Below are 24,882 nucleotides of genomic sequence, written 5' to 3'. Positions count from 1 at the left end.
AGCTGGCTTTGCCAGGCCGCCAGTGGCGTCCCCCTGGGGGGAAGGCGCGCAAGCGACTCAGGGGGGAGCCATTTCTTCAGGGGGGAGCTCCTCCACCCGCGACGATAGCCGCAGCCGCGCTGCGCGTTTCGACACCCAGTTTCGCAAAGACGTGCTCCAGATGTTTGTTGACGGTGCGCGGGCTCATGACCAGAATATCGCCGATGTCTCGGTTGGTCTTTCCTTTGGCCAGCCAGGCCAGCACTTCGGTCTCACGCGGGGTCAGCGACGCGCGGCGAAGCCTCTCGGCGGCGGGATTGTCATCTGCTGCAGGAGTGAGCAAGAGCATGGATTCACCCGGATTGCTCTGCCCCATATGCCGCGCCAGCAGTCGAGCGCGTGGTCCTTGCCCACCTCTGGCTTCGCCATGCGTCAGGGCTTGCTTCAACCAGTTCAGTGTGTCTGCATCTGTCAGGTCACCTAACCAGTCACGAGCCTGGGGAGAGCACCAAGCCACGCGGCCGTGGGAGTCGAGCATGACGCTGCCCATGCCCGCAACATCTACCGCGTCACGGGCCAGTCTGGCCACTTTGGCATTGCGTACGTGCGTAGCCAGGCGGGCCATGACCTCGGGTAGCCGCAGGGGTTTGACGACGTAGTCCACGCCGCCGCTGGCAAAGCCCTGAAGAATTTGCTCTGTTTCCGACAAGCCGGTCATGAACAGAACGGGAATATGCGCCCACGCCGGAGTGGCCTTGATCTGAGAGCACAGCGAAAAGCCATCCCCGTCGGGCAGGATGCCGTCGAGCAAAATGCCATCGGGCACGGTAATCGCCAGCCTGTCGAGCGCCTCCGCGACGTCGCGCGCAGCGAGCACATCGTAGCCTTCGAGCGTCAGCGCTTCGCAAAGCATATTCAGAGTGGGCAGTGAGTCTTCAACGACCAGAATCACGGGCATTGCGCTTGGGATCGGCAGGTCAGGTGCGCCTTCAGTCATTGGTTTGTCTCTGAGAAAGTTGGAGTGTGCTCATGAGGCCATCGAAATCGAATCTGTCCAGGCAAGCTAGCAGGGCCGCCAGCGTGCTCGCTTCGGCCGGTAGTGTGTCGACGGCTTCGCGCAGGCGTTCGCGCAATGCGGGCGCCCGGCCCTGGCGGGCCATGCGCATCAGGTCTTCATGCAGCTCAGGCGGAAGGGGGCGCAGCGGCACCATCGGAAGTTCCGCTCCTGAGTGGGGGGTAGGGGCTGTCGCTGCGGGCTCGGCCCGTATCCAGCTGAGCTTGAGCACGTTTTCCAGAGTGTCCAGCAGCTCTGTCTCCAGCACGGGTTTGGCAACGAATCCCTGGCACAGGGCTTGCCTGATTTTGTCGCTCTGGTTGTCGATCATATTGGCCGAAACGAAGACCACCGGCAGCTGGGACGCATCCAGGCGATTGCGCACCTGACGTGCAGTTTCCCAGCCATCCCAGCCATCCATGGATATGTCCAGCAACAGCAGATCCGGAAGGGTTTGCTCAGGCAGTCTGCCAGACCTGGACGTCACCTGCTGATGGGTTGCAGTGCTCCGGGTTCCACAGCTTCCCAGAATTTCCACACACTCTTCGCCGCTGGCAGCCTCAACCACATTGAAGCCCAAAGGAACCAGCAGGCCAGCCAACAACTGCCTGTGCAGTGGCTGGTCGTCTACTACCAGCAGCGTGCGGCGCGGGCCCTCATACCCGGTCACGGGCCGCAAGCTATGAGCAGCGCGTTTTAGATGCGCGGCGTCAGGTACGGTCCGTGGCAGGTAAAGGCGCAGCGAAAACACACTGCCTTCACCAGGTTTGCTGCGCAGCGAGAGCTCGCCTCCCATCATCTGCGCAATCAAAAGGGTAATGGTCAGTCCCAGGCCGGTTCCTGTTTCAGCCGCACGGCGACCGGCAGAGCCACGTTCGAACGGAAGAAAGATGCGTTGCTGATCCTGCTCCGCGATGCCAATGCCCGTATCTGCCACTTCGATGCGAGTCACCTGCTGCGTGAAATCCAGGCGAAGCGTGACTTCTCCTTGGGGTGTGAAGCGGATCGCATTGCCAATCAGGTTGATCAGAAGCTGACGCAGGCGCTTGGCGTCGGTGCGAATCCAATCGGGGCGGTCGCCCTCGATGGCAATGACGAATCGAAGTCCCTTGGCCTCGGCCTGCGGGCGCACCATGCGTTCCACATCCTCAATGAGCGGGCCCAGCGGCAAGGGCGCCATGTCCAGTTTCAGCCGGCTGGCCTCGATCCTGGCAAGATCCAGTGCATCGTCGATCAGGGCGTGCATATGTTGGCCACTGCGTTGCATGGTGGCCAAGGTGTCGCGCACTGCGCCGGCTACGAGCGGGTTCTTGATCAACAGTTCGGTATAGCCCAGGATGCTCGTGAGCGGAGTGCGCAGCTCATGCGTCATGCCGGCCACATAGCGGGTCTTGGCCAGGTTGGCTGCTTCGGCGCGATCGCGTGCGGACTGCAGTTCAGCATCGGTTCGGCGGTGCGCGTCGATCTCTTTGAGCAACAGCTGAGTTTGGCGCTCGGACTCATCTTGTGCCATACGCCGGCTGTCATTGGTCAGCACAATCCACCAGGCGCTGACGGCGGCCAGAGCTGCCAACAGGGCAAAAACCTTCAGGAACGGCCATTGCAATTCGGCCACATCACCTTGCGCGCTTTCCTGGGCATACACCAGGCCGAATAGAAACGCCATGGTCGCGCTCAAAGTGATGAAGACCATGAGGTAGTGGCCGAGCCGGAAGTTCACACGAGAGGCCATGCGAGCGGGGAGCAGCAGATGCAGCCAACTGCGGATCTGGTCGGCTCCCCTCGAATCTGTCTTGCAGCGGTCGTGGCAGCGTGATTCCAGAGAGCAGCACAGTGAGCAGATGGGGCCGCCAAAGGCTGGGCAACTCGCCATATCCTCGGACTCAAAGTGGTTGTTGCACACCACGCAGTTCACGGACTCGCCGGGCGCCCACTGGTCGTGCGGTTGGCGCGCCAGATAGTATCGACCGCCCGTCAGCGCCGCCAGCAAAGGAGAAAGCGCCATGGCCAAACACAGGGCAATGAAGGGTGAAAACGCTTGGGCCGCTTCTCCCATCAGCCCGGCATAGGCCATGCTGGAAATGGCTGCAGCGATCACCATCGAGCCAATACCCACCGGGTTGAAGTCATAGAGGTAGGCGCGGCGGAACTCGATCCCGCGCGGGCTGAGGCCCAGGGGCTTGTTGATGACCAGATCTGCCACCAGAGCACCCACCCAGGCGATGGCCACGTTGCTGTAGACGCTGAGCACCTTTTCAAGACCGCTGAAGACGCCAAGCAGCATGAGCAGGGTGGCAATAGAGACATTGAACACCAGCCACACCACGCGGCCAGGGTGGCTGCGTGTGACGCGGGCAAAGAAGTTGGACCAGGCTAATGAACCTGCGTAGGCGTTGGTCAGATTGATCTTGATTTGCGAGATGATGACAAACACCACCGTCACCGCCACGGCCAGTGCAGGCATGGACAGCGACTGCGTAAAACCGGCCAGGTACATCTGCGTTGGCTCAATGGCGTGCTGAGGCGCGACGCCAAGCTGCATGGCGGCAAATGCGAGGAAGGCGCCTCCTGCCATTCTCAGCATGCCCATGACTATCCAGCCGGGACCGCTGACCAACACCGCACCCCACCAGCGCCAGCGGTTCTCGCGGGACTTCTCAGGCAGGAAACGCAAAAAATCAACTTGCTCGCCGATTTGCACGACGAGCGCAAAGATGACCGTGGTGGCGGCGCCAAAGAGGAGTGGCGAAAATTCGCTGGAGCCTGATTTCAAGCCTTTGAGACTGGCGAAGTCGGTGAACATCTGGGGTTGCGCGAGCGCGATCCAGATGAAAGGAAAGACCAGCAGAAACAGCCATACAGGTTGTGTCCAGGCTTGCAATTTGCTGATCAAGGTAATGCCGCGAATGACCAGGGGCACTACCACCAGGGCGGAGACCAGATAGCAAACGGGCAATGACCAGCCGGTCGCCATCTGCACGGCAAGCGCCATGATGACGGCCTCCAATGCAAAAAATATGAACGTAAAGACGGCGTAGATCAGCGACGTGATGGTTGAGCCGAGATAACCGAAGCCCGCACCACGAGTGAGCAGGTCCATGTCCAGACCGTACCGCGCCGCGTAGTAGGCAATCGGCAAGCCAGTGAAGAAAATCACCAGCCCCACCACCAGAATGGCCCACATGGCATTGGAGAAGCCGTAGTTGATGGCAATCGCGCCTCCAATGGCTTCCAGGGCCAGGAAGGAGAGCGAGCCGAACGCGGTGTTGGCTACACGCCACTCACTCCACTTTCGGAAGGACCGTGGCGTGTAGCGCAACGCGTAATCCTCCATCGTCTCATCTGCAACCCAGGAGTTGTACTGCCGCCGGGAGGCAGAGATTTGTTGCGGGACGATGGGGATGGTGCGAGCAGTCCGGTTCATGGGGCTCAGGCGGCAACCTGCGGGAAAGTGGCTTTCAGTGGGCTTGGCACCAAGGCGGTGCATGGGTGGGTGCATGCACGCTCAAAGTGCGCACGGTGTTGGTGCCACCACGTCCCTGGAAAGTGCATGACGCACTGAACCGCAAGAATCATTCCAGCGGAGGCTTACGTTGTTTGACGTATGGGCGCGAATGCGGGTCAACCCTAATCTAGCGGCAAGTCGGCAACAGGCCGATTTCCTTAACCAGCCCTAGGAGTCCATCCATGAAAAAGTCCTCTCCCGAGTCCGACCGGTCTCTACTTGAGACGCCCGCAGCCAGCCGCCGCCGCATTCTCAAGACCATGGGCGCTGCAGGCCTGGCAGGCTTGCCGGCATGGAGCTTTGGCCAGCCAACTGCCTCGGTCAACACCACCAAGTTGGCCGTCACTGACAGCGAAGTGACCGTTGGCATCTTGCATTCGTCCACCGGGACCATGGCCATTTCCGAGACGGGCTCCATCCAGGCAGAGCAACTGGCTATTGATCAAATCAATGCTGCCGGGGGCATTCTGGGTCGCAAGATCAAGGTCATCAAGGAAGACGGTGCTTCTGATTGGCCCACGTTCGCGGAAAAGAGCAAGAAGCTGCTCATCAACGACCGCTGCGCCGCCATCTTCGGCTGCTGGACATCTGCCTCACGCAAGGCTGTGCTTCCGATTTTCGAGAAAGAAAACGGCTTGCTGTACTACCCCACGTTCTACGAAGGCCTGGAGCAATCCAAGAATGTGATCTACACCGGCCAGGAAGCGACGCAGCAAATTCTGTACAGCCTGGACTGGGCCAAGAAAGACAAAGGTGCCAAGACCTTCTTCCTGATTGGCTCCGACTACATCTGGCCGCGCACCTCCATGAAGATCGCTCGCAAGCACATCGAGAACTTCCAGAAGGGCAAAGTCGTTGGCGAGGAGTACTACCCCTTGAGCGCCACGAACTTCGGTTCCCTGGTGAACAAGATCAAACTGCAAAAACCGGACTGCATCTTCTGTGCAGTGGTAGGCGGCTCCAACGTGGCGTTCTACAAGGCGCTCAAAGCAGCGGGTTTGACTGGCGACAAGCAACTGCTCGTGACACTGTCGGTGACAGAGGACGAAATGACTGGCGTAGGCGGCGAGAACTTCAAGGGCTTCTATTCGTCCATGAAGTACTTCCAGACTCTGGACAACGAAAACAACAAGAAGTTCGTTGCCGCTTTCAAAGCCAAGTACGGCCCCAACGCCGTGATTGGTGATGTCACGCAGGCAGCCTACCTCGGCCCTTGGCTCTGGAAAGCCGCCGTGGAGAAAGCCAAGAGCTTTGACGTCGCCAAAGTGGTGGCGGCTTCGCCCGGGATTGAGCTCAAGACGGCACCTGAGGGCTACGTCAAGATCGACGCCAACCACCACCTGTGGAGCAAGTCGCGTATTGCACAGGGACAGGCGGACGGCACGTTCAAGGTGGTTTCCGAATCGCCCGATCTGATCAAGCCAGATCCGTTTCCAAAAGGCTATCAGTGATCCCCTGCACGGCGGCTTGACGCCGTGCAGTCCTCAAGAATTGCGTGCGGTCTGCCTGGAGTCAGCGCCGCCGCATCTTGAGGCCGTGAGTTTTGCATTCTTCGCTTCATTTTTCTCTCCGGAGTCGTACCATGGCTTTCAACGACATGCTCAACATTGGCCTGATGCAGGGTTTCGCAGGCTTGAGCCTGTTCGCCGTCCTGTTGCTCATGGGCCTGGGCCTTGCCATCATCTTCGGCCAGATGGGCGTCATCAATATGGCGCACGGCGAGTTCATGACCATTGGCGCCTACACGATCTTTCTGGGCTCCACGCTGGCTGAAATGCTGGGCGGGACCGCGACGTCGTGGTACTTCCCGATAGCGATCGTCGCAGCGTTCGGGTTCGCGTTTCTGGCTGGATGGCTGCTCGAATGGGCGCTTATCCGGCATCTTTATCAGCGCCCGCTGGATACCTTGCTGGCGACCTGGGGCGTCAGTCTTGCGTTGCAGCAGACGTTTCGCACCTTCATCGGCCCGAAAGAGGTCAGCCCCACGCTGCCTGAATGGCTGATGGGTTCCTGGGCACCTGCGGAGGGCCTGGACATTCCCATCAACGGCATGTTCGTGCTGGCGCTCACCTTTGTCGTGACCGTGGGAGTTTTGCTGGCGCTCTACAAGAGCCGTTGGGGCTTGAGGGTTCGCGCCACGGTGGCCAATCGCGGTATGGCCAATGCCATTGGCATCAATACACAAAAGACAGACCGCCTCACCTTCGCTATTGGCTGCGGCATTGCAGGCGCAGCAGGCGCGGCCTTCACGACCATTGGTTCCACCGGTCCCACTTCCGGCTCGCTCTACATCGTCGACTCTTTCCTGGTGGTCACATTCGGCGGTGCAGCAAGCCTGCTGGGTACGGTAATTTCTGCCTTCGGTATTGCACAGACGCAATCGATTTCAGAGTTCTTCATGGGCGGCTCCATGGCCAAAGTGCTCACGCTCTCCATCATCGTCGTGATCCTGATGTTCCGTCCACAGGGTCTATTCGCCAGCAAGATTCGCCGCTGATTACCAGGAGAACCTTTCATGAACACCTTAAAAGCCTGGATCAACCGATATCAGTTCGGAAGCCTTCTCATCCTGACCGGACTGCTGGTGGTGGTCCTGCCACTGTCGCTGGACATCTTCCGTCTTAACCTGGTCGGCAAATACCTGACCTACGCCTTTGTGGCCATTGGCCTGGTCATGCTCTGGGGCTATGGGGGTGTGCTCAGCCTCGGGCAAGGGGTTTTCTTCGGTCTCGGGGGCTATGCGATGGCCATGTTCCTCAAGCTCGAAGCCTCCGACCCGGAGAGCACCAAGATTCAGTCTACGCCGGGCATTCCCGACTTCATGGATTGGAACCAGTTGACTGAGCTGCCTACGTTCTGGCTGCCCTTCAAGAGCCTTCCGTTTTCCCTCGCGGCAGTCATTGTGCTGCCCACGCTGCTGGCGTTCGTCATCAGCTTCGCGATGTTCAAGAGGCGGGTGGGGGGCGTGTACTTCGCCATCATCACGCAGGCTGTGGCCCTGATTCTGACCGTGCTCATCATCGGCCAGCAAGGCTACACCGGCGGTGTCAATGGCATGACCGATCTCAAGACCCTGATGGGCTGGGACGTGCGCACCGACAGCGCCAAGTACATCCTGTACTTTGTCTGCGTGGGCCTGTTGCTGGCGTCCATCGTGCTCTGCCGATGGATCCAGACCAGCAAGCTGGGAACACTGCTGCTGGCTATGCGCGACAAGGAAGACCGCGTGCGGTTCTCGGGTTACGACGTCGCGAGCTTCCGTATCTTCGTCTTCTGCCTGGCCGCTGCGCTTTCAGGTATTGGCGGCGCCATGTTTACGCTGCAGGTGGGCTTCATGTCGCCCAGCTTCGTGGGCATCGTTCCCTCCATCGAGATGGTCATCTTCGCTGCGGTGGGTGGTCGGATGAGCCTCGTGGGTGCGGTGTACGGGGCCTTGCTGGTGAACTGGGGCAAGACCTACTTCTCGGAGACTTTTCCAGATATGTGGCTGTTCCTGGTGGCCGCGCTCTTCATCGGCGTGACCATGGCGTTTCCGATGGGCTTGGCCGGTCTGTGGGCCGACAAGATCGTTCCCTGGTGGAAGTCGCGCCGCACCTCTGTTTCCAAGGCGGGCGAGCTGCCGCCACCCAAGGCCAAGCCTATGCCCGTGACGCAGGAAGCTGAAACGCCTGCATCTTCCATCCCCGCGGCCTGAAGTGCCGGTGGGCTTGAGAAAAACCTGAGGATTCGCAAAATGGGCAATGTAGATTTCGCGTTGACGGTGGAGGATCTCACCGTCTCTTTTGACGGCTTCAAGGCCATAGACAACCTTGCTCTCTATATCGACAAGAATGAGCTGCGAGTGATCATCGGCCCCAATGGCGCTGGCAAGACCACGCTGCTGGATCTGATCTGTGGCAAGACGCGTGCAAGTGCTGGCAGCATCAAGTTCAAGGACGAAGAGATCATCGGGCTGCCCGAACATGTGCGCGTGCGCCGTGGCATAGGCCGCAAGTTCCAGACGCCTTCCATTTACGAGAACCTCTCCGTCTTTCAGAACCTGGAGGTGTCCTACCCCAGTGGACGTTCGGTGTTTGGCGCCCTCGCTTTCAAATGTACGGAGGAAGTGCGCTCACGCATCGAAGCGGTGGCGGCTGAGATTGGCCTTCCAGACAAGCTGGAAACCGAGGCCGGCTTGCTCTCGCACGGCCAGAAGCAATGGCTGGAGATCGGCATGTTGCTGATGCAGGAGCCTGAGTTGTTGATGCTCGACGAACCTATTGCGGGCATGAGCGCCAAGGAGCGCGATCTCACTGCAGAGTTGCTGCACCGAATCTGCAAGAACCGTTCAGTGATTGTGATTGAGCACGACATGGATTTCGTCAAGAAGATCGCCCACAAGGTCACGGTCATGCACCAGGGAAAGATTCTGGCCGAAGGGTCCATGGAAAAAGTGCAGGCCGATCCGAAGGTCATCGATGTCTACCTGGGTCACTGAGACCACGCGCAAGGGAGAAACGCAATGCTGAAAGTCAAAGATCTGTTCGTGGCCTACGGGCAAAGCGAGGCCTTGCACGGCATCTCGTTCGAAGCTGAGGCGAACGAAACGGTAGCGATCATGGGTCGCAATGGGATGGGTAAGACCACGCTGTTCAAGAGCCTCATGGGGGTCTTGCCCAGCAAAAGCGGCCAGGTCACGGTAGCTGGCCAAGACATCTCCAAAGACCCGAGCTTTCGCCGGGTAGCCAAGGGTATTGCCTACGTGCCGCAGGGCCGAATGATTTTCCCCACCCTGACGGTGACGGAGAACATCCAGACCGGGCTGGAGAACGCCAAGGACAAATCCATTCCTGACGAAATCTATTCGCTCTTTCCTGTGTTGTGGGATATGCGTGGGCGCAAGGGAGGCAACCTCTCCGGTGGCCAGCAGCAGCAGTTGGCTATCGCGCGCGCGCTGGTCACGAACCCCAAAGTCCTTCTGCTCGACGAGCCGACGGAAGGCATTCAGCCATCCATCATCAAGGACATTGCCCGCGCGCTCAATGAGATTCGCAAGATGCGCAAGTTGACCATCGTGGTGTCCGAGCAGGTGCTCTCTTTCGCGATGGATGTAGCCGATCGCCTGTTCGTGATCGAAGGCGGACGCCTGGTACACGAAACAGCCCGCGCAGATACAGACCAGGCACGCATCAAGTCCTATCTCTCCGTTTGATTTTTCAGTCTCAGGTCGCTCCAGCACTTAAAGCCAGGAGCCCACTTCATTTCCAGTTAACCACAAGGAGCATGTCATGGCAGAAACCCTAGTCAAGGTCGATCTTTCGCAACCCGCCACCACCAACGAAAAGGTTCACAACCGCTGGCATCCGGACATTCCCATGGCTTGCTGGGTCAATCCTGGTGACGATTTCATTCTCGAGACCTACGATTGGACCGGCGGGTTCATCAAGAACAATGACAGTGCCGATGACGTCCGTGATGTTGATCTGACCACGGTGCACTATCTCTCGGGACCCGTGGGTGTGAAAGGCGCCGAGCCTGGAGATCTGCTGGTGGTGGAATTGCTGGACATTGGTGCCAAACAAGACAGCCAGTGGGGATTCAACGGATTCTTCTCGCAGAAAAATGGCGGTGGTTTCCTGACCGATCACTTTCCCCTGGCGCAAAAGTCCATCTGGGATTTCGAAGGAATGTTCACCAAGTCACGGCACATTCCTGGCGTGCGCTACGCGGGTCTGATTCACCCCGGTTTGATCGGTACGCTGCCCGATCCGAAGATGCTGGAAAACTGGAATACCCGTGAGCAAAAGCTCATCGACACCAACCCCACCGGCAACCTGGCCAACCCTCCCTTTGCGGGCACCGCTCACATGGGTTCGTTGAAAGGTGAAGCACGCGACAAGGCCGCCGCCACGGGCGCACGCACAGTTCCTCCACGCGAGCACGGCGGCAACTGCGACATCAAGGATTTGTCGCGCGGCTCCAAAGTGTTTTTCCCGGTCTACGTGGATGGCGCAGGTCTGTCTGTAGGTGACTTGCACTTCAGCCAGGGCGATGGCGAAATCACTTTCTGCGGCGCTATCGAGATGGCCGGATGGGTGCACATGAAGGTGCAGATCATCAAGGGCGGCATGGCCAAGTACGGCATCAAGAATCCGATCTTCAAGCCCAGCATCATCACACCTGCCTACAACGACTACGTGATCTTTGAAGGCATCAGCGTCGACGAGAGCGGCAAGCAGTACTACCTTGATGTGAACGTGGCCTACAAGCAAGCTTGCCTGAACGCCATTGAGTACCTGAAGAAGTTTGGCTATTCAGGTGCGCAGGCCTATTCCATTCTCGGTACGGCTCCAGTGCAAGGGCATATCAGTGGCGTGGTCGATGTGCCCAACGCATGCGCGACGTTGTGGCTGCCGACGCAGATCTTCGACTTCGACATCAACCCCAATGCTTCGGGACCGATCAAGCACATTGATGGCAGCATCGATATGCCGATCTCTCAAGACAAATAAGGAAGCCGTCATGCCAACCTACGACTATGCATGTGATGACTGCGGCGAATTCGATGCGATTCGCAGGCTGGCAGATCGCAACGAGCCTTGTGACTGCCCGTGGTGCGGAACCGCTTCGCGGCGCGTCATGTCACAGGCGCCGGCCCTGGCCTGCACCACACCACAGCAGCGCCGTGCGGTGGAGCTCAACGAGCGATCGCGGCACGCGCCGCGCTCCTCGCGCGATGTGGATCCAGGCAACTACGGGCGACTGCGCCACCCCAGTGGTTGCGGTTGCTGCGGCACCAAAACCAAAGCCAAGGCCACCCCGGCGGAGCAACCAGCCATGAAAGCTCAGGTTGGCCGGCGCCCCTGGATGATCAGTCACTAAGAACTTAAGAGCGTTTCACCATGATCCACGGCGATATTTCGAGCAGTGACGACACAGTAGGTGTGGCCGTCGTGAACTACAAGATGCCACGCCTGCATAACAAGGCAGAAGTGCTGGCGAATGCCCACAAGATTGCCGACATGCTGATTGGCATGAAGCGGGGTCTACCCGGCATGGATCTGGTGATTTTTCCGGAATACAGCACCCAGGGGATCATGTACGACTCGCAAGAGATGTACGACACCGCGGCCAGTATTCCCGGCGACGAAACGGAGATTTTTTCGGCCGCCTGCCGCAAGGCCAAAGTCTGGGGTGTGTTCTCTCTGACGGGAGAGCGCCATGAAGAGCATCCCAACAAGGCGCCTTACAACACGCTCATCTTGATGAACGACCAGGGCGAGATCGTGCAGAAATACCGCAAGATCATGCCCTGGGTGCCCATCGAAGGCTGGTATCCGGGCAACTGCACCTATGTGAGCGAGGGTCCCAAGGGGCTGAAGGTCAGCCTCATCATCTGCGACGACGGCAACTATCCCGAGATCTGGCGTGATTGCGCCATGAAAGGCGCTGAACTCATCGTGCGCTGCCAAGGCTATATGTACCCGGCCAAGGAGCAGCAGATCCTGATCAGCAAAGCCATGGCGTTTGCGAACAACACCTATGTGGCGGTAGCCAATGCGGCGGGTTTCGATGGTGTCTACAGCTATTTTGGCCACAGCGCGCTCATCGGCTTCGACGGTCGGACACTGGGCGAATGCGGCGAGGAAGAGTATGGCGTGCAGTATGCGGCGCTGTCCAAAAGCCTCATTCGAGACTTTCGCAAGAACGGACAGAGCGAGAACCACTTGTTCAAGCTGGTGCACCGAGGCTATACCGGCATGATCAACTCGGGAGATGGCATACAAGGCGAAGCCAACTGCCCTTATGACTTCTATGCCCGGTGGATCAATGACCCCGAAGGCACGCGCAAGTCCGTGGAGGCTTTCACGCGCAGCACGGTGGGCACACCAGAGTGCCCCATTGAAGGCATCCCCAATCAGGAGCCTGAGCATCGCTGAGGTGTTGGTTGTGGAGGAGAGGAAAGTGGTGCCGCATCCGCTGGATGGATTTCGTTTGGTCCATGAGCCCTACTATGCCCCGGTAGCAGGCGAGATTGATCTCTTCGAGCGGGCATGGAAGCACCGCTTGCCACTGCTCCTGAAAGGGCCCACGGGTTGCGGCAAGACGCGATTCGTCGAGCACATGGCCTGGCGATTGGGCTTGCCGCTGATCACGGTAGCCTGCAACGAAGACATGACCGCCGCTGATCTCACGGGCCGCTACCTGCTGGATGCCGGTGGCACATTCTGGCAGGATGGGCCGCTGACCATGGCCGCCCGGCACGGGGGCATCTGCTATCTCGACGAGATTGTTGAAGCGCACGCCGACACCACGACGGCCATACACCCGCTGACCGATGCACGCCGCATATTGCCGCTGGAACGCCACGGCGAGTTGCTGCGCGCTCATCCTGATTTCCTGTTGGTGGCTTCCTACAACCCAGGCTACCAGGGAAGAGGCAAGGGGCTGAAAGCCTCCACGCGGCAGCGATTTGGGAGCTTTTCATTCGGCTATCCGGTGCCAGAGGCCGAGGCCGCGATCGTGGCGCACGAATCAGGCGTGGCGCTGGAAGTGGCCGAGCAGCTTGTGAAGCTGGCAGGGCGCACGCGCGACTTGCTGGACGATGGTCTCGATGAGGGAGCCTCCACACGCATGTTGATTCGTGCGGGGTATTTGATTCGCGATGGTGCAGACATCATGGATGCGGTGCGTTTGAACGTCACTCAAGCCCTTAGCGACGATCCTGAGGTGGAAGCCAGCCTGCATGCGCTGGCCCAAGCCTGTGTCGGCTGATCATCCTGATAACCTGGCGAGAGGCGAAGCGCTGCTTTTACACGCGCTTTCCGGCAGGTCCGGGCATGTGCAGCTCTTGCAAGCCGAAGAGGGTAACCAGGCTCTGGCCTTCGCTCGGCCCGTGTTGACCGATTCCGCCTTGCTGCTCACACCTGATCTGCCCAAGGCGGAGCGTTACGCCGCAGTGGCCCATGGCGCGGCGCACTGGTTGTATTCCACCCCAAACCAATCCACTGGGGCAATGAAGCCCATGGGACTCGCCGTCATATCGAGTCTGGAGGATGCTCGGGTGGAGCATCTTCTTGTTCAGCGATTTCCCGGCACGCGCCACTGGTTTCTCAACGCGCTGCGTGCGTCCTCCGCTGAAGGTCTGGGCTTGGAGGACTTGCTGGCGCGGCTTAGCCGTGCGCTCTGGGATGAAGAGTGGGTAGATCCCAATCCTTGGGTGGGCAAAGCGCGTGAGCGCGTGGCTCAAGCTGTAGCTCAGTTTGGCTGGGGCGATGCGGCTGTGTTTCGCCGATTGGCAAGCGTGCTGGCCAACGAACTGGGGCAGATGCGCGTGCGCATGGAGCCGAACCACAGGCAACCCATTGCCTACCGTGACGACCACAGCTGGCTTTGGCTGCACGAGGCGACCAGTGCGCAAGCGAGCACGGTAGAGACATCAAACGCTTCTGAAGGCTCAAGCTCTGGCGCTGCCGAGACCAGCCCGCAGCTTGCCACTCCGTCCATTCATTGGTACCCAGAGTGGGACTATCGAATCAAGCACCTGAAGCCTGCTTGGGCTGCAGTGCATGAGTATGCCAACGTAGCCTTTCCCTTGCCGGGAGCCGGTGCGCGTACCTCATCCTTGCTGAATGAAAACAGTTCCCGCCCCCTTAAGCGGCAGATGGATGGCTCGTCGCTGGATCTGGATTCCTGCGTGCGTCTACGCGTGGACCGAGCCATGGGTGCGGCACCTGATGGGCGAGTGTTTGAGCGCCCGCATGCGAGGCCGCAGCCTTTTGCCTTGCTCGTGCTGCTCGATCTCTCATCTTCCATGAACGCCGAACTTCCCCAAGGGGGCAGCTTGCTGGCACTTGCTCAGAGTGCCAGCCTGTCTGTCTTGAGAGTGGCCCGTTCCATGGGCGGAAGGGCTGCGATTCATGGCTTCAATTCGAATACTCGACAAGCCGTACGCTACGAATGCCTGCTGGACTTTGATACGCCCACGGGCGAAACAAGCCGCTTACACAGTGCGCAGGCCCAGCACTCCACTCGCCTGGGCAGCGCCCTGCGCCATGCCACGAAGCGCCTTGACGCGCGGGCAGAACACCATCGCTTGCTGTTGGTACTGACCGATGGTGCACCTAGCGATGTCGATGTTTTCGAGCCGCGTTATCTGGTCGAAGATGCACGCCACGCCGTGATGAAGGCGCACCGCGCGGGCATTCATACGATGTGCCTGGCGGGAGGGGGCGAAGACCGTCCCGCTATTGCCCGCATCTTCGGGCATCAGGCTCATGCCACTCAAGCCCTGCACCGCATGCCCCGGCAGTTGCAGGGAATGCTTCTGCGGGCTCTGCAGTAGATGCTGCGAATCTGGCTGGGGAGAAGCGAAAAGGAATGCGACGAGCCAACGCCCCTGTGATCCAGGGGCGCTGAGGCTTCAGAGAACGCCTTAGGCGGGAAACAGTTTGTTGGCTGTCTCGGCGATCAGTTTGCCTTGGTGGCGTGCACCGTCGAGTTCAATGGCGCTAGGCTGGCGCTGGCCTTGGCCACCAGCGATGGTGGTCGCGCCGTAAGGGCTGCCGCCCACGATTTCGTCGATGGTCATCTGACCGGCATGGCTGTAAGGCAGGCCGACCACCACCATGCCGAAATGCATCAGGTTGGTGATGATGGAAAACAGCGTCACTTCCTGGCCACCGTGTTGTGTGGCGGTGGAGGTGAATGCACCGCCTACCTTGCCATTGAGGGCACCCCGGGCCCACAACCCGCCGGCCTGATCCAGAAAAGCCGCCATTTGGGAGGGCATGCGGCCAAAGCGTGTAGGCGCACCAATCACGATCGCATCGTAGTTGGCAAGTTCTTCGACAGTGGCTACGGGCGCTGCCTGGTCCAACTTGAAATGGGCAGCTTTCGCCACTTCGGTCGGCGCAGTTTCAGGTACACGCTTGACGTCGACCTGGGCACCGGTGGCGCGAGCGCCTTCAGCCACGGCGTTAGCCATGGTTTCAAGGTGGCCGTAAGAGGAATAGTAGAGAACCAGAACTTTGGACATGATGACGATGATCGAAAAAAGGTTGAGAAGGTGTTGCGAAGAACGATCGTCTTCGTAGGGCTCAACCTTACCGGCAATCCGCGGTGACAAACACCCATCTTGGTTCAACACACTGTTTCACAGATGGGGGTAATCGACGGGAGCTGTAACTCCCTCATCCTCTGGCAGAGGGCGGGGCGGGGTCGGCCAACCGGTGAGGGCAAGCGGCGGTTGAGTTGTTGTCTGTGCTTTCTAATTACCTTCTGCTCTCTCATTGAGGTCGGAGGCCGGGGAGTGCGCCCGGCAGCGCAGCCACCTTCTTTCGGCCGGCGCTCCGGTGCTCCGCCAAAAGAACCTGGCGCAAGAAAAGGCGGCCCCACTGTCCGCGACCCTTCGCTTCGCTACGGGCAACCTCCGGTGCTCGGTCCAGGGGCGGTGCGGCAGAACTCGCTGCTTTCGCTCCGCTCAATACGCTCAAACAGCTGCCGCAAGCTAGTTCACGAAGCAAGAGCATCTTGCAGTGCTCTTGCCCGCCCCTGGCCCTGCGCTCCTCGGCACGGCCAAAGGGGTGGGACACCCACTCGGGCCATTGCTGCGCTCGGCCCTCGAATATCTGGTCGCTGGCGCGAAAAGACGCGATCAGCGGCTTTCAGTGATATCCGGCATCCGCCAGCACCTTGCCCTTGAACACGCTATACGACCAAGCGGTGTAACCCAGAATGAGCGGCAACAGAAAGACCAGGCCCCATAGCGCGAAAGCTTGAGATTCGGGTGGCGATGCCGCATCCCAGATGGTCAGTTGGGGGGGCACTATGAAGGGCCACATGCCCAGCAGCAAACCGGCAAAGCCGAGCAAAAAGAGCAGCAGCGTCCAGAGAAACGGTCGGGCGTCATGGGGCGTTCTGCCCGCCGAGGGCAGGGCGTCTCGCCAGAGCAGGAAAGCCGTGCCTAACGTGAGCACGGGCACAGGTGAGAGCCAGAGGAAGTTGTCAGCCGCAAACCAGCGCGACATCAGGCGAGAGTCCAGAAACGGCAGGCTGGCGCTCACCAGTCCCATGAACACCAGTACGGCCAGTACCAGAGGCCGCGCCATGCTTCGCGCTCTGCGGTGCAGGTCGCCTTCGGTTTTCATGATCAGCCAACCGGCGCCGAGCAGCGCGTAGCCGAACACCAAGGCGGCTCCGGTGAGTGTTGAGAAAAGGCCGAACCAGCCAAACGCCCCGCCGGTGTACCGACCATCGGTCAAGGGCAAGCCTGTGACCAGCGCCCCCAGAATGACGCCCTGCATGAACGCCGTCACGATGGAGCCCAGACTGAATGCAGCGCCCCAGGCACGCTTGGCAAACCCCTGACCCTTGAAACGGAATTCAAACGCCACGCCACGGAAGATCAGGGCCAGCAGCATCAACAGGACCGGTAGATACAAGGACGAGAGCACCACGGCGTAGGCTTTGGGAAATGCCGCCAACAGTCCGGCCCCTCCCAGCACCAGCCAGGTTTCGTTGCCATCCCAGATGGGGGCAGCCGTATTCATCATGTGATCGAGTTGCGCCTCATCTTTCGCAAAAGGCGCAAGGATGCCCAAACCGAGCACAAAGCCATCAAGCAGCACATACATCAGGACCCCGAAGCCAATGACGCCAAACCAGACCACGGGTAACCATTCGCTGGCAGTCATGGGGAACCTCTTTCGGCAATGTCGGATTCGTCTGCGGCAGACAGCGGACGCGCTGGCGTTTTCAAGCCTCCTTCTGGGTCCGGTGCTTTTTCATGGGGCTGGGGGCCCTTTTTCAGAAGGCGATACAAATACCAGATGCCCGCGCCGAAGACGACCGCGTAGACACTGGCATAGCTCGCCAGAGAAGTGGCCACCTGCGCCGTAGTCAGATTGGGGCTCACGGCCTCCGACGTGCGCATGAGCCCATACACCACCCAGGGCTGGCGTCCGATTTCGGTGACATACCACCCTGACAGCAAGGCGATGAACCCGGCTGGGCTGAGCAATCTCCAGGCGTTCAGGAGCAGGGCAGAGCGAAGCAGCCAGCCGCGCCACCATGCAAAAGCCGACACCGTGACCACCAGGAGCATGAGCATTCCCAGCCCCACCATCACGCGAAAGGCATAGAAAACCGGAGCCACCGGAGGGCGATTTTCTGGCGGCACGGCGGTGAGGGGGGGAATGGTGCCGTCGAGGGTGTGGGTCAGAATCAGGCTGCCGAGTCTGGGTATGGCGATTTCGTAGTCATTGCGTGCCTCGGCTTGCCGGGGTATGGCAAACAATATCAATGGCACTCCCTCGCCGGGGGGGCCATCTTCCCAATGTGCTTCCATGGCCGCCACCTTGGTAGGCTGATGCTTGAGCGTGTTCAGCCCGTGTTGATCGCCCACCAGCACTTGAAGCGGCACGGCAATCACGCCAAACGCGACCGCCAGTTTCAGCATGCGAGCGGCCAGATCGGGCTGTGTGCCGCGCCGCAAATGCCAGGCACTGACCCCACCAATGACGAAGCAGGTAGTAATAAAGGCTGCCAGCACCATGTGCGCCAGGCGGTAAGGCATGGAGGGATTGAAGATGATGGCCCACCAATCGGCCGGTACGAAAATTCCGCCCACCACCTCGTGGCCTTGCGGTGTATGCATCCAGCTGATGGCCGAGATGATCCAGAAGGTGGAAATCAGGGTGCCCAGGGCCACCATGCATGTACAGAAAAAGTGCACAGCTGCGGGCACCTTTTTTTGCCCGAACAGCATCACACCCAGAAAACCTGCTTCCAGAAAGAAGGCGGTGAGCACTTCGTAGCTGAGCAAAGGCCCTATCACGCTGCCTGCACGCTCGGAGAGCAGGGCCCAGTTGGTGCCAAACTGAAAGCTCATCACGATGCCAGACACTACGCCCATGCCAAAGGAAATGGCAAAAACCTTGACCCAGAATTGGTAAAGGTCCATCCAGGCTTGCTTGCGGGTGCGCAGCCAGCATCCTTCCAGGAACATCAACCAACTGGCAAGACCAATGGTGAATGCGGGGAAAAGAATGTGGAACGAAATGACGAATCCGAACTGGATCCGCGATAGAAACAGGGCGTCCATTCCTCATTCTGATCCCATTCGCCCTTATCTCCTATATGACAATTTGCCGCCCTGGGAAAAGGCCCGGCGGGCGATCTTCATGACATTAGGCAAGCATCGTGTAATCAGGGTATGGGATGATCAGAAAATAACGCCGCCGCGTTTTGTCAAAATACGCAGCGCGACTGATGCTCCCTGAACCGCCTTTTTCGGCAGTTCAGGCGTGGCAAGCAGAACCAGATTACCGGAGAAAACACATGAGCGACAAGACATCTACCATCGTCTACACCCTTACCGACGAGGCGCCATTGCTGGCGACAGCGTCGTTTTTGCCCATCATCCGCACCTTTGCGGCGCCTGCTGGTATTACCGTCGAAACAAGCGATATCTCGGTGTCCGGCCGCATTTTGGGTCAGTTCCCGGAATTTCTGAGCGAAGAACAGCGTGTGACTGACAATCTGTCCGAACTGGGCAAGCGCACACTGAAGGCTGACGCCAACATCATCAAACTGCCCAATATCAGTGCATCCGTGGCGCAACTGAAAAGTGCCATCAAGGAACTGCAGGAAAAGGGCTACAAGGTTCCTGACTATCCCGAGAACCCACGGGATGACAAGGAAAAAGACATTCTTGCGCGCTATAACAAGTGCATCGGCAGCGCTGTGAACCCCGTGCTGCGTGAAGGCAATTCCGATCGCCGGGCGCCCCGGGCCGTGAAGGAGTATGCGCGCAAGAACCCGCACAGCATGGCTGATTGGAGCCAGGCGTCACGCAGCCATGTCTCGCACATGCACAGCGGCGACTTCTATCACGGCGAAAAGTCCATGACGCTGGATCGCGCGCGTGACGTCAAGATGGAGCTCATCACCAAAAGCGGCAAAACCATTGTGCTCAAGCCCAAGGTTTCCCTGCAAGACCGTGAGGTGATCGACTCCATGTTCATGAGCAAGAAGGCGATCCTGGAGTTCTATGAAAAAGAGATCGAAGACGCCCACAAAACCGGCGTCATGTTCTCTCTGCACGTGAAAGCCACCATGATGAAGGTCTCGCACCCCATCGTGTTTGGTCACTGCGTGCGAATTTTCTATCGTGAAGCGTTCGAAAAACACGCCAAGACATTCGACGAGCTGGGCGTCAACGTCAACAACGGCATGGTTGATCTCTACAACAAGATCGCCACCCTGCCGCAGAGCACGCAAGATGAGATCAAGCGCGATCTGCACGCCTGCCATGAATACCGTCCTGAGCTGGCCATGGTGGACTCTGCCAAGGGCATTACCAACTTCCACTCCCCCAACGACGTCATCGTGGACGCTTCCATGCCCGCCATGATTCGCAACGGCGGCAAGATGTGGGGTGCTGATGGCCGCCTGAAAGACGTCAAGGCTGTCATGCCTGAGTCCACCTTTGCGCGTATCTACCAGGAGATCATCAACTTCTGCAAATGGCATGGCGCGTTTGATCCCAAGACCATGGGCACCGTGCCCAACGTGGGCTTGATGGCGCAGCAAGCAGAAGAATATGGCTCGCACGACAAGACTTTTGAAGTGCCAGAAGAAGGCGTTGCGAACATCACCGATCTGAACACCGGCGAAGTCTTGATGAGCCAGAACGTGGAGGCCGGCGACATCTGGCGTATGTGCCAGGTCAAGGACGCCGCCATTCGCGACTGGGTCAAGCTTGCTGTTTCACGCGCTCGCAATTCCGGCATGCCAGTCGTGTTCTGGCTTGATGCCTACCGTCCACACGAAGCGCAGCTGATCACCAAGGTCAAGATGTACCTGCATGAGCACGACACCAATGGCCTGGACATCCAGATCATGAGCCAGGTGCGTGCCATGCGCTACACGCTAGAGCGTGTGGCTCGCGGGCTGGATACCATCAGCGCCACGGGCAACATCCTGCGCGATTACCTGACGGACCTGTTCCCCATCATGGAACTGGGCACCAGCGCCAAAATGCTTTCCATCGTGCCTTTGATGGCGGGTGGCGGAATGTACGAAACAGGTGCTGGTGGCTCTGCCCCCAAGCACGTTCAACAGCTGGTAGAAGAAAACCACCTGCGCTGGGATTCACTGGGTGAGTTCCTGGCACTGGCCGTGTCGCTGGAGGACCTGGGCCTGAAAAACGGGAATTCCAAGGCGAAACTGCTTGCCAAGACCCTGGATGCCGCCACTGGACAACTGTTGGACAACAACAAGAACCCCAGCCCCCGCACCGGGCAGCTTGACAACCGTGGCAGCCAGTTCTACCTGGCCATGTACTGGGCCCAGGAGCTGGCAAGTCAAACCGAAGATGCCGAGCTGGCTGCCCGCTTCAAGCCCCTGGCCAAAGCGCTGACCGAAAACGAGCAGACCATTGTCAAAGAGCTGGCCGATGTCCAGGGCAAGGCAGTCGATATCGGTGGATACTACAAGCCAGATACAGAGAAACTTGCCAAGGTCATGCGCCCCAGCGCTACCTTTAACAAGGCGCTGGAAACTGTAGGCGCCTGAGTTTTTCACGGCTCGTTCCAGCATGAGACGTCCGGGAAAGCTCGCGCTTTCCCTGGCGTCTTTTTTATTCCTACAGGAAACTACATGAGTACCGATTTCCCCGCTGTTGTTCTGAATGAGGCCCAAAATCGCTTCGAAATGGTTGTGGATGGCCACACGGCCTTCGAGGTTTTCGAGCGATTTCCTGGCGGCATTGCGTACTTGCACACCATCGTTCCCAAGGAGTTGGGTGGCCGGGGAATTGGAAGTGCTTTGGTCAAGCACATCCTCGACTACGCGGTAAGCCATGATCTGAAGGTTCGGCCTGATTGTTCCTTCGTGAAGGCCTACATCGACAAACACCCTCAATACCAGGCCATTTCCCTGGCCCACATCGCGAGGTAAGCCATGACTTCTTTTGCCCCTGCTCAGCGTTACACCAGCCGTATCTCCGTCGTCGGTGAAGATACCCCGGTCGCCCGGGCGCTGCCCTACCGTGAACGCCGGACTGTTGGCGCATGGTGCTTTCTGGATCACGCTGGGCCTCAGCAATTCGCGCCCGGCAAAGGCATGCACGTGGGGGCACATCCGCACATTGGCCTGCAAACATTCACCTGGTTGATCGAAGGCGAAGTGGTTCACCGTGATTCTTTGGGTAATGAGCAGATCATTCGCCCTGGTCAGGTCAATCTCATGACAGCTGGACGCGGTATTTCGCATACCGAAGACTCGCTGCAAGATGGCACCAGGTTGCATGCAGCGCAACTCTGGATTGCTTTACCCAAGGGAGAGCACGAACGTGAGCCGGCGTTTGAGAACTATCCAGATTTGCCTCGCCTTGATGTGGGTGGATTTCGTGCCACGGTATTGGCGGGCACTGCCTGGGATCAGACTTCTCCCGCCAGCATTTACTCCCCGTTGGTGGGCGTCGATTTCTCTTCTGACGGCGCGGCACTCACTGAAGTGCCTCTTCGCGCTGATTTCGAATACGCCGCCATGGCCTTGCGTGGCAGCCTGTCGGTGGGCGGCGAATCGATACAACCTGGCGAATGGCTGTACTACTCGCCAGGCCGTACCACTTTGGAGGTGGCTTGCGAGGGCGAGGCGCAACTGCTGTTGCTTGGCGGCGTGCCCTTTGGCGAAGACATCATCGTGTGGTGGAACTTCGTGGCGCGTACCCAGGCCGAACTTGAACAGGCGCTGGCAGACTGGAATGCCCATCCCAATACCGGCGGCCGGTTCGGAAGCGTTCGGCCAGGCTGTCTGGCGGCGCCCTTGAACGCCCCCAGCCTGGAAGGCGTTCGGCTCAAGGGGGGCTGAATACCGGCCTGCTGCGGTCAGCTAAATGGCCGCCATGCCAGTTCAATGCCCAGCAAGATCAGGAACAGCAAAAAGAACTGCTTGAAGCGTTTGGGGCTGATGCGCGCGCGCACTTTCTGACCCAGCCACATGCCGGCCAATGACGGAATGATGGCCAGTGCGGACAGGCCCCATTGATCCAGCTTGAACGCTCCATGCGCCATCAAGCCCAGGGCCAATGCCACGGTGGATACGGTAAAAGAGAGGCCTAGAGCTTGAACAAGTTCGTCCTTGTCTAGCCGCAAAGCCTGCAAGAACGGCACTGCTGGCATGGCAAACACGCCAGTGGCCCCCGTGATCACCCCTGTGACAAGCCCGATGATGGGAGACAGCCAGGACTCCAAGCGTGGTGGAACGGCAAGATCCGGGGATACCAAGGCATACGCCGCATAGGCTATGAGCAATAGGCCCAGCGTTGTTCTCGAGAGGTTGGGGTCTACCCAGACCAGCAGAGCCGCCCCCGCCACGGTACCCAGCACAATGCACAGCATCATGGGCCACAGCCGGCGCACCAGTCTCCCCGTAGACGGGCCTGCAAAAAGTTGCCAGACATTGGTGACGAAAGAGGGCATGACCAGCATCGCCGCTGCGGTGGCTGGGGGCATGCCGGTGCCCAGCAGCCCCATGGCGACTGTGGGCAGGCCCATACCCGTCACACCTTTGACCAGGCCTGCGGCAAGGAAGGTAAGAGTAAAAAGCACCAGGGGCATGGAAAATTCGTTCATATATGCATTGGAGCCGCACCAGCGATTTCAGACAATGCGGTATTTTCAGTCTATCCTTCGGCCAATCCGAAGTCTTGGGAAGGTGGCCCTTCTGACCTTTACCTTCCGATCTTCTGACCGACTGAGCTTTAAAGCCTATGAGACTCGATATTGCCGACCTCCACCTGTTCCTGTGCGTGGTCGACGCGGGCAGCATCACCCATGGGGCCGAGCGCGCCAATCTGGCTTTGGCCTCCGCCAGTGAGCGCTTGCGTAACATGGAAGCAGATTCGGGTGTCCGGCTACTCGAGCGGCGCGCGCGTGGCGTCGCTGCCACTGAAGCAGGGGAGGCGCTGGCCCACCATGCCCGATCGATTTTGAGGCAGCAGGCTGTTCTCAAGGACGAGCTGAGGGATTTTGCCGCCGGGGCGCGGGGTACGCTTCACCTGTACGCCAACACCGGCGCGCTGACGGGCCTGGTGCCCCAAAAGCTTGCGCCCTGGATGGCGCAGAGGCCACGGCTGCATGTCGACTTGAAAGAGCGTACCAGTGAGGAAATTGTCCGGCTTATCGCTGCAGGCTTGGCCGAAGCTGGGATCGTTTCGGACGCAGTGAAACCGAGCGCTGTGCAAGCAGGCCTGGTCTTGCAACCGGTGGCCAAAGACCATCTGGTGCTGATCGTGCCTGCACAGCATCGTCTCGCAGCACAGCGTGCGGCTTGTCTTGGCGATATCCTGACGGAAGCTTTCGTCGGGCTCGCGCATGGCAGCGCCCTGCAAGATCATGTCGATGAAAAGGCTCGCGCTATCGGTGGGGCGTTGGCACTGCGCATTCGCATGAAGACGTTCGAAGGCCTGTGCGAAATGGTGGCGCATGGCATAGGGCTGGCCATCGTGCCGCAAACCATTGCAAGCCGGTACAAGCGAGGCATGGGCTATCGAACGCTGGTCCTGACGGACGACTGGGCCCGCAGGCGGTTATGTCTTTGCTATGGCGATTGGCAGTCCTTGACCCCTGTCATGCAAAGTCTGCTTCAGCACTTGGCCGGGCCAGGCTGAGGGCAGACTGAGGGTAATCAGCCACTGATTGAGCAACAGACGTTTCGCAAGTCAGCGCTTTACCTCGAACACCGGCCCCCGAAGCTTGGCACCCGCGCGCACATGCCGCTGCTCAAACCACCCCTTGTTCATCTCCAGCACGTAGCGAACGGGCTTGACCGAGCAATGGCTGGACTCATCCAGCGGCTTCATATCCACCAGATTGGCAATCGTGCCATCGTCGAGTATGAAAGCGGCAGTGAGCGGAATCAACGTATTCTTCATCCAGAAACATTGCACAGCTGGTTGCTCGAAAATGAACAGCATGCCTTCGTGCTGAGGCATTTCGCGGCGGTGCATCAGGCCGATCTGTCGCTGCTCGGCTGTGGCGGCGACCTGGGCATCGATTCTCAGCATGCCTGCGGAAATGGTGGTGCGCGCAAGATCAAGCTGGGGCGATCCCACAGGCTCGCGTTGAGCAAGGGCGGGAACGGTCGTCATCAACGCGGCGAAGCCGAGCAACAGGCTGCGAATGAAAGTGGTCATAAGCGTCAGTTCAAAAGTCAGAGCCATTTCGGCTCATTCACAAAGTTTGGGGCGGATGGTAATCCGTGGCGGCTAGAATCATTTTTTCCTCAGCAGGTCTTGCTCACCACGGGTTCAAAAATCTATCCGAAGATAGGTTTGCAACAGGCCCCAGGAGCAGGG

General features: G+C 59.1%; 21 protein-coding genes. 14 read left to right on the top strand and 7 right to left on the bottom strand.

Going from position 1 to position 24,882, the window contains the following annotated elements:
- Positions 1-76: 76 nt before the first annotated feature.
- Entirely contained in the window at positions 77-976 is a 900-nt protein-coding gene (locus ABIE13_RS17895; protein WP_354445908.1) for a DNA-binding response regulator, read from the bottom strand.
- Positions 969-4,457 (bottom strand): hybrid sensor histidine kinase/response regulator, encoded by a 3,489-nt coding sequence (locus ABIE13_RS17890; RefSeq protein ID WP_354446421.1) that lies wholly within the window; start codon positions 4,455-4,457, stop codon positions 969-971. The genes ABIE13_RS17895 and ABIE13_RS17890 overlap by 8 nt, the downstream gene beginning before the upstream one ends.
- Positions 4,458-4,720: 263 nt before the next feature.
- Between ABIE13_RS17890 and urtA the strand changes: the two genes are divergently transcribed.
- The 10 genes from urtA (at position 4,721) to ABIE13_RS17840 (ending at position 14,862) form a co-directional block, all read left to right on the top strand.
- Complete coding sequence (gene urtA, locus ABIE13_RS17885; protein ID WP_354445906.1) at positions 4,721-5,989, top strand: urea ABC transporter substrate-binding protein; 1,269 nt, start codon at positions 4,721-4,723, stop codon at positions 5,987-5,989.
- 131 nt (positions 5,990-6,120) lie between these two features.
- Positions 6,121-7,035, top strand: coding sequence for an urea ABC transporter permease subunit UrtB (urtB, locus tag ABIE13_RS17880; RefSeq protein ID WP_354445904.1), 915 nt, complete (start codon positions 6,121-6,123; stop codon positions 7,033-7,035).
- Positions 7,036-7,053: 18 nt separating this feature from the next.
- Complete coding sequence (urtC, locus tag ABIE13_RS17875) at positions 7,054-8,232, top strand: urea ABC transporter permease subunit UrtC (protein WP_354445902.1); 1,179 nt, start codon at positions 7,054-7,056, stop codon at positions 8,230-8,232.
- A gap of 39 nt (positions 8,233-8,271) precedes the next feature.
- The gene (urtD, locus tag ABIE13_RS17870) at positions 8,272-9,015 is read left to right on the top strand and encodes an urea ABC transporter ATP-binding protein UrtD (protein WP_354445900.1); all 744 of its coding nucleotides are present in this window, start codon (positions 8,272-8,274) and stop codon (positions 9,013-9,015) included.
- A gap of 24 nt (positions 9,016-9,039) precedes the next feature.
- Complete coding sequence (urtE, locus tag ABIE13_RS17865; protein WP_354445898.1) at positions 9,040-9,729, top strand: urea ABC transporter ATP-binding subunit UrtE; 690 nt, start codon at positions 9,040-9,042, stop codon at positions 9,727-9,729.
- Positions 9,730-9,805: 76 nt separating this feature from the next.
- Positions 9,806-11,029 carry a formamidase gene (fmdA, locus tag ABIE13_RS17860; RefSeq protein WP_354445896.1) on the top strand — a complete coding sequence of 408 codons (1,224 nt, stop codon included), beginning with the start codon at positions 9,806-9,808 and terminating at the stop codon, positions 11,027-11,029.
- Positions 11,030-11,039: 10 nt separating this feature from the next.
- A complete protein-coding gene (locus ABIE13_RS17855) occupies positions 11,040-11,399 on the top strand; it encodes an FmdB family zinc ribbon protein (protein WP_354445894.1) in 360 nt (119 codons plus the stop codon).
- Between the two features lie 20 nt (positions 11,400-11,419).
- Positions 11,420-12,457 carry an aliphatic amidase gene (locus ABIE13_RS17850; protein ID WP_354445892.1) on the top strand — a complete coding sequence of 346 codons (1,038 nt, stop codon included), beginning with the start codon at positions 11,420-11,422 and terminating at the stop codon, positions 12,455-12,457.
- 28 nt (positions 12,458-12,485) lie between these two features.
- Positions 12,486-13,292, top strand: a complete 807-nt coding sequence (locus tag ABIE13_RS17845; protein WP_354446419.1) for a CbbQ/NirQ/NorQ/GpvN family protein — start codon at positions 12,486-12,488, stop codon at positions 13,290-13,292.
- The gene (locus tag ABIE13_RS17840; protein WP_354445890.1) at positions 13,264-14,862 is read left to right on the top strand and encodes a nitric oxide reductase activation protein NorD; all 1,599 of its coding nucleotides are present in this window, start codon (positions 13,264-13,266) and stop codon (positions 14,860-14,862) included. Before ABIE13_RS17845 ends, ABIE13_RS17840 begins: the two co-directional genes overlap by 29 nt.
- Before the next feature lie 90 nt (positions 14,863-14,952).
- Here the strand turns inward: ABIE13_RS17840 and wrbA are convergent, their stop codons facing one another.
- The 3 genes from wrbA to ABIE13_RS17825 all read right to left on the bottom strand — a co-directional run bounded on the left by wrbA (position 14,953) and on the right by ABIE13_RS17825 (position 18,621).
- Positions 14,953-15,555 carry an NAD(P)H:quinone oxidoreductase gene (gene wrbA, locus ABIE13_RS17835; protein WP_354445888.1) on the bottom strand — a complete coding sequence of 201 codons (603 nt, stop codon included), beginning with the start codon at positions 15,553-15,555 and terminating at the stop codon, positions 14,953-14,955.
- A 628-nt stretch (positions 15,556-16,183) separates the two neighbouring features.
- A complete protein-coding gene (gene cydB, locus ABIE13_RS17830; RefSeq protein ID WP_354445886.1) occupies positions 16,184-17,212 on the bottom strand; it encodes a cytochrome d ubiquinol oxidase subunit II in 1,029 nt (342 codons plus the stop codon).
- Positions 17,209-18,621 carry a cytochrome ubiquinol oxidase subunit I gene (locus ABIE13_RS17825; RefSeq protein ID WP_354445884.1) on the bottom strand — a complete coding sequence of 471 codons (1,413 nt, stop codon included), beginning with the start codon at positions 18,619-18,621 and terminating at the stop codon, positions 17,209-17,211. Before ABIE13_RS17825 ends, cydB begins: the two co-directional genes overlap by 4 nt.
- A gap of 236 nt (positions 18,622-18,857) precedes the next feature.
- On the opposite strand from ABIE13_RS17825, the gene ABIE13_RS17820 reads away from it, so the two are divergent.
- The 3 genes from ABIE13_RS17820 (at position 18,858) to ABIE13_RS17810 (ending at position 22,394) form a co-directional block, all read left to right on the top strand.
- Positions 18,858-21,095, top strand: a complete 2,238-nt coding sequence (locus tag ABIE13_RS17820; RefSeq protein ID WP_354445882.1) for an NADP-dependent isocitrate dehydrogenase — start codon at positions 18,858-18,860, stop codon at positions 21,093-21,095.
- Between the two features lie 84 nt (positions 21,096-21,179).
- Positions 21,180-21,479 (top strand): GNAT family N-acetyltransferase, encoded by a 300-nt coding sequence (locus tag ABIE13_RS17815; RefSeq protein WP_354445880.1) that lies wholly within the window; start codon positions 21,180-21,182, stop codon positions 21,477-21,479.
- Between the two features lie 3 nt (positions 21,480-21,482).
- A complete protein-coding gene (locus ABIE13_RS17810; protein WP_354445878.1) occupies positions 21,483-22,394 on the top strand; it encodes a pirin family protein in 912 nt (303 codons plus the stop codon).
- A gap of 17 nt (positions 22,395-22,411) precedes the next feature.
- On the opposite strand, the gene ABIE13_RS17805 is transcribed toward ABIE13_RS17810, so the two are convergent.
- On the bottom strand, positions 22,412-23,158 hold the full coding sequence (locus tag ABIE13_RS17805) for a sulfite exporter TauE/SafE family protein (protein ID WP_354445876.1): 747 nt from the start codon (positions 23,156-23,158) through the stop codon (positions 22,412-22,414).
- A gap of 137 nt (positions 23,159-23,295) precedes the next feature.
- Between ABIE13_RS17805 and ABIE13_RS17800 the strand changes: the two genes are divergently transcribed.
- Positions 23,296-24,195 carry a LysR family transcriptional regulator gene (locus ABIE13_RS17800; RefSeq protein WP_354445874.1) on the top strand — a complete coding sequence of 300 codons (900 nt, stop codon included), beginning with the start codon at positions 23,296-23,298 and terminating at the stop codon, positions 24,193-24,195.
- A 51-nt stretch (positions 24,196-24,246) separates the two neighbouring features.
- On the opposite strand, the gene ABIE13_RS17795 is transcribed toward ABIE13_RS17800, so the two are convergent.
- Entirely contained in the window at positions 24,247-24,747 is a 501-nt protein-coding gene (locus ABIE13_RS17795; RefSeq protein ID WP_436278438.1) for a DUF192 domain-containing protein, read from the bottom strand.
- Positions 24,748-24,882 lie beyond the last annotated feature (135 nt).

It is taken from the genome of Ottowia thiooxydans, from assembly GCF_040548795.1.
Classification (GTDB): domain Bacteria; phylum Pseudomonadota; class Gammaproteobacteria; order Burkholderiales; family Burkholderiaceae_C; genus Ottowia; species Ottowia thiooxydans_A.
This window is presented reverse-complemented; position numbering and strand designations above follow the sequence as displayed.